Source organism: Aetokthonos hydrillicola CCALA 1050 (genome assembly GCF_017591665.1).
Lineage (GTDB): Bacteria > Cyanobacteriota > Cyanobacteriia > Cyanobacteriales > Nostocaceae > Aetokthonos > Aetokthonos hydrillicola.
Genome location: NZ_JAAKGC010000191.1, coordinates 1 through 5,720 on the forward strand (window position 1 = coordinate 1; position 5,720 = coordinate 5,720).

Here is a 5,720-nt window from a genome sequence, read left to right on the forward strand (position 1 = left end):
CTCTAGCTTGGTCAGGGGTCGTGGTAGCTACAGAAGTAGAACTATCTGAGGCTCAATTACAATCCTTGATGCAAATGCGCCTGCAAGGGATACCGGTTTACAAGCTACCAGATTATTACGAAGGCTTATGGTATAAACTTCCCTCATTTCTACTCCAAGATAGCTGGTTTATTTTCAATGTCGGCTTTAACTTAGTGTCTAGTGGCATTAGCTGGAAGCTAAAACGCTTAGTAGATTTCATTACAGCATCACTGCTACTGGTGACACTCTCTCCACTCATGCTATTGGTAGCACTCGCAATTAAATTAGATAGTCCAGGCTCAGCTTTCTACAGTCAATTACGAACAGGACTAAATAGTAAGCCTTTCAGGGTTTACAAGTTCCGTTCGATGTATCGGGATGCGGAAAAACGCGGTGTACAGTGGGCAAGTAAACGGGATCCACGCATAACTCGAGTCGGATACTTACTCCGATTGACGCGCATCGACGAACTACCTCAACTCTGGAATGTGCTTCATGGAGATATGAGTCTGATTGGTCCGCGTCCAGAACGCCCAGAATTTGATGCAAACCTTAGAAAAGCAATTCCCTATTATGATGTTCGCTATTTAGTCAAACCTGGGATCACGGGCTGGGCGCAAGTTCTCTATCCTTACGGAGCATCAATTGAGGATGCATACGAAAAACTAGCTTACGACTTGTACTACATCAAAAATTATTCCTTCTGGTTAGATATAGCAATCTTTTTTAAAACCATTAGGGTCATCTTATTAGGTAAAGGTCGATGAACAAAAAAGTTTTAGTGACTGGCGGTGCTGGTTATATTGGCTCTCATGTAGTTCGTCAGTTGGGGGAAGCAGGTTATGAGGTGGTAGTCTATGACAACTGTTCTACCGGTTCACCGAAAGCTGTTCTTTACGGTGATTTAATTATTGGTGATTTAGGAGATTTAAACCTCCTTAACGAAGTCTTTATCAAACATCAATTCAGTGCAGTGCTACACTTTGCTGCCAGTTTGAGCGTACCAGAATCAGTTGCCTATCCGCTCAACTACTACACCAACAACACCCGGAACACTCTCAATTTGCTCTATTGCTGTCGTGTGACAGCAGTCGATCAAATCATCTTTTCCAGTACAGCCGCCGTATATGGTCAACCAACAGAAAATCCTGTGACAGAGTCTGCTCCAACACTGCCAATTAACCCCTACGGACGCTCAAAACTTTCTTGCGAATGGTTTATTCGCGACTATAGTGCTGCGTCTTCTCTACGGTATGTAATTCTGCGATATTTCAACGTTGCTGGAGCAGATTCTTCTGGACGACTTGGACAAATGTCAAAAGACGCATCTCATTTGATTCGAGTTGCTTGCGATGCAGCACTTAAACGCAGACCAGAAGTCAGAATTTTTGGAACTGATTTTCCCACGCCAGATGGTACAGGAATCAGGGACTATATCCATGTTGAAGACTTAGCTGCAGCACATCTCGATGCTTTGCGCTACTTGGAACAAGGTCATGAAAGCCAAATTCTCAACTGTGGCTATGGTCAAGGGTATAGTGTTCGGCAAGTCATTAAATACGTCAAGGAAATTTCTGGAGTAGATTTCCCTGTCATTGAAACAGAACGTCGTTTAGGAGATCCAGCCTGCGTCACAGCCAGTGCAGATAAAATTTACAAAGTTCTAGGTTGGCGACCTAGATATAATCATCTCGATAAAATTGTTTACACCACTCTCGCTTGGGAAAAGCTGCGACAAGAGAAAGAAATTTCTATGTTGGATTTTTTTTCTGTAAATACTTGACCATCAAAAAAATTTCCTTCCAGAAAGCGATTTAAGGGGCTGAAAATGAATTGGCAATACAATACATCATTATCAAAATGTTCCAGGATTTGACACTAGAATCGCATTCGCTCCAAATGGACTATTAAAGTGTTTTTAACCTAATTGTTGAAGATCATGAAAAGTTGGGTAGTCTTGTTGTAGCAGTTTAATCACCAGCAGACGTTGGCTTGCATCCTCCACAGCCCGATACACACTTGCCCGATAACCCACGTACAGTTGTTCAACGACGGTGTAGCCAGGGATATCAGGCAATGTATTCGAGTAGGTGCTTTCTGCCAGTGCCATAGTCTCAAGTAAAAGTGTCTAGAAGATCAGAATTGCTTGTAGCTATATTTCCAAATTGTTTGGAACGTTATTGAAAACTATCTGCCTCCTCTAGAAGAAACAATTGAAGCAATGGCAAAAAAATTTTGGAATACTTAGGTAAGAGCACTTCAAATTTTGACTGCTTCTACAAATGGGGTAAAGACGGGAATTAACTCTGGGCGACTCACAACTAAAGTAGGGAAAGAGCGATCGCTATAATCTTCCCCAGGTAACAAAGGAAAAGGCTCGGATTTTAGCGAAACCCAGGTACCCCCAGCTGCTTGAACAATAACCCAAGCTGCTGAAAAATCCCAAACTTTGGGAGTAGCCTCCATACCACCTAATACAGCACCAGAAGCAACTGTGAGAAAATTATAGCTAGCAACACCCAGCATCCGAAGTTTACAGGGAAAACCTTTTTGGATCAGTGCGGTGCTGCGAGAACAGAGATTGAAAAAGTGGTTTTTACTAGGTGCATCATCACTTGTATGAATAGGGTGATGATTACGAAACGCCCCAGATGGTGTGGCTAAGTCAAATGAACCTTGCCAAAAACCGTGAAAAGATTCATTTGTTGTCGGTACATAAACGTAGCCAAATACGGGTGTACCTTGGTAAAGTAAACCTACAGAAATTGACCAAATAGGAATGCCGCGTGTAAAGTTGGTGGTTCCGTCTAAAGGATCAATCACCCAGCACCATTCTGTACCTGGAAAAGTCGTATCGCCCTCTTCAGAGAGAATTCCATAACCAGAAAAATTAGAGGCGATCGCATCCCGAAGTTCCTGATCAGCCCATTGATCAGATCGGGTTACCAAACTACCATCGGCTTTTTGTGAAGCCTGCACTTCTCCAAAATCCTGCATTAACTGTTTACCTACTCTCACGGTAGTAGTTTGGCAAAACTCAAGAATTGTTGTCCAAAAATCAGTCATTAATCAAGTTCACTTTCTAAAACGGACGCGATCGCAGCCTTAGCATTGATCTGAAATTCTCTCACGTTTACCCTATTCAAGAACCAAATCGCTACCAAGATTCCTGCTGCTTCTAACGCAAACACCAGTCCATAAGCTAGCACCAAGTTAGGAAACACGTTGCGACCAATATCTAATAAAGTACCACCTGCAACTACCGCTATTCCTCTTGCCATAGCCTGAGCTAAACCCCAAGCACCAATAAACGTCCCTGCGGTTTCAGCTGCTGTGAGATCCAGCATCAAGCTAACTGCGGCAGTTGTCACAACACCAGTTGCCAAACCAAACAACACTAAAGCTAGCTTTAGCAAGGCGGGATTAGCAACAAATCCAGATATAGCAAGTAATCCTGAGCAGATAGCCACTAGAAAACAGCCCAACCGTGCAGTTCTTCGCTTGCCCAAACGTGGAACAATTAAAAAGCCACTAATACCGTAAGAAATTAGTATACCTGTGCCGTAAAACACATTTAATTTGGTGCTTTCTGCTAACGGCATTTTAAAAACCTGACCTGCGTAAGGTTCAATAATAGGGTCTTGCATAAACAAGCTTAGTGTCAACACCACTAAAAAGGTGAAAAACAAACCTGTTTGCCGACTAGCTGTTAATATTTGCCAAGCCTTACCCAAGGTAATACTGTCTTCCCTGTTAACAACTGTGGAACGCGTGAAGTATTGGGAATACTTTTTCTCCACGCCCAATATTGCTACAACTGAGAGAACAAATACAATTGCCGGAACAATAATAAACAATTTGTTAACTGATGCCTGTAACGTAGCAATTGTTGCTTGAGACGTTAACTGCTTGAGCAAACTAGAACTGATAATCGCCCCAACAATAATCCCTACCATCAACATTGACCAGACAACACCAACAACTTTAGAACGGTTGTCTTCTTCAGAGATATCCACCAATAATGCAGCAAAAGCTGTGCCGCTAGCACAAATTGCCAAACCATATACAGCAAAAACTAAACTTAAAAGAGCAGTCCAGCCGATTATTGGGGGTGTCCACGCCCAACCACCAACACTACGAACTACAGTGCTAAGTTGCCACATCACTTGTACGGCTAAAAATGAGCCTATAGTAAATATTGCTGCTCCTACCCAAACATAAACTGTGCGGTGGTAGCCCCATATCGATTTAGCATCCGACATCTGACCGAACCAAACACGGGAAGGAGAAACAAATAACGGTATTGCTAGAACTATTGATACTAAGGTTGCTGGAATGGCTATTTCCTGAATCATAACTCTGTTAAGTACTCCCAGAGTCAGGATAGACATCATACTTAAGCCCATCTGAAATAGACCAAGCCGAAACATTGTCAGCAGGTTGACTTTTTTTGGCAAAGTCAGGGAATTCCCCTGAGAATCATACAAATCGCCACTTGCCATGATTACTTTCTCTCGGTAGATATCGAAATCGGTTGTTGCCTAGTAATAATTAATATAAATTTTTTTATAAGAATTATGTCTATCAAATTGTACAGCAATCGATCCAGGATCTATAAACTTACCCGTTAAGCTTAGATGTGTGCTTGTCTTTTACCAATCGTCCGTAATACTAACGCGAACAGCAGCGATAACAACTGTTAAGATGCTTGTCGCTGCTGTTTGTAATTAATCGAATCAGGAAACTCGTTCGACTTTCTTGTGAGAGAATTTGAGTTGCTTATTGCGTTTAACTGTTCCTGCTACACCGAGAGTACTAAGGGCAAGTAAGCTAAGGATGGAAGTAGGTTCAGGGACGCTGGTAATGCTTGCAGAAAAACGAATGGGTAGCTCGCTATCTTCTGAGCCCAAATTTTCAGAACCAGGGATAAATGGCGGGGCTGAAAAAACCTCTAAATAACCTGGTGTTGGCAAAAAACTAGCGAAAAACGGACTCGCGTAGTTTCCACTGGAAGTGGAATACCCAAACCCATCACCCGTTAACTGCTGACTATTAAGGCTAATTAAATTATCAACCTCAAAAGGTTCGTTTCCCGGTATAGGAGTTCCCGCTGGTTGCAGCCCAGTAATTGTATCACCGTTTCTTGTACCGGTAATTGCGGAAATCTTGTAAAAACCCAAACTATCAGGGGTGTCATTAGTGGTGAAAGTACCGCTTGCATCTATGCCAGTACCAGAATAACTCCAGTTCCAACTTAAAGCAGAGGCAGTTTGTATGGTTCCAAAAACCAAGCCAGATACAGCAGCTATCGCTGTAGCAGATAGTAGAGCTAGATTTTTCATAGGGTTATACCGTGTACTTACTGAGTCTTATACGGAAAAAAGTAACCTAAAACTACTACCATGAAAATATTTTTTTGGCAAAGACTCAGCAAGTGATGTTGATGTCAAGTAGCTACGCGGCTATGCTTTCTTTGTTTCTCGCTCTAATGACTGTTTGTTCAGAAGGGAAATTTGTTCATTTGGGGAGGTGCGATCGCACCCTAAACAGAGTCATGCTATTGACTGAGAAAGAACTAAGGTGATTTACAGGAATAAATATACCACCCTAGTTGGTTTCGGCTTCGCTCAACCAACTGAGAGATCGCGAGTTGAGCGAAGTCGAAACTCGCATTCCCCAGGTATTTTCTTTCTTGGAAA

6 protein-coding genes are annotated in these 5,720 nt (G+C 42.3%); 2 read left to right on the forward strand and 4 right to left on the reverse strand.

Annotated features, from left to right (window positions below):
• Both G4P69_RS35120 and galE read left to right on the forward strand, forming a co-directional pair.
• Positions 1-788, forward strand: a 788-nt coding sequence (locus G4P69_RS35120; protein ID WP_208354536.1) for a sugar transferase, incomplete at its 5' end; no start/stop codon positions are given.
• A complete protein-coding gene (gene galE, locus G4P69_RS35125; protein WP_208339989.1) occupies positions 785-1,804 on the forward strand; it encodes a UDP-glucose 4-epimerase GalE in 1,020 nt (339 codons plus the stop codon). The genes G4P69_RS35120 and galE, both read left to right, overlap by 4 nt.
• 135 nt (positions 1,805-1,939) lie before the next feature.
• Here the strand turns inward: galE and G4P69_RS35130 are convergent, their stop codons facing one another.
• The 4 genes from G4P69_RS35130 to G4P69_RS35145 form a co-directional block, all read right to left on the reverse strand.
• Positions 1,940-2,131 carry a hypothetical protein gene (locus G4P69_RS35130; RefSeq protein ID WP_208339988.1) on the reverse strand — a complete coding sequence of 64 codons (192 nt, stop codon included), beginning with the start codon at positions 2,129-2,131 and terminating at the stop codon, positions 1,940-1,942.
• A gap of 149 nt (positions 2,132-2,280) precedes the next feature.
• The gene (locus tag G4P69_RS35135; protein ID WP_208339987.1) at positions 2,281-3,087 is read right to left on the reverse strand and encodes an inositol monophosphatase family protein; all 807 of its coding nucleotides are present in this window, start codon (positions 3,085-3,087) and stop codon (positions 2,281-2,283) included.
• Positions 3,087-4,523 carry a BCD family MFS transporter gene (locus tag G4P69_RS35140; protein WP_208339986.1) on the reverse strand — a complete coding sequence of 479 codons (1,437 nt, stop codon included), beginning with the start codon at positions 4,521-4,523 and terminating at the stop codon, positions 3,087-3,089. The genes G4P69_RS35135 and G4P69_RS35140 overlap by 1 nt, the downstream gene beginning before the upstream one ends.
• 234 nt (positions 4,524-4,757) lie before the next feature.
• Positions 4,758-5,363, reverse strand: coding sequence for a PEP-CTERM sorting domain-containing protein (locus G4P69_RS35145; protein ID WP_208339985.1), 606 nt, complete (start codon positions 5,361-5,363; stop codon positions 4,758-4,760).
• Between the last annotated feature and the right edge of the window lie 357 nt (positions 5,364-5,720).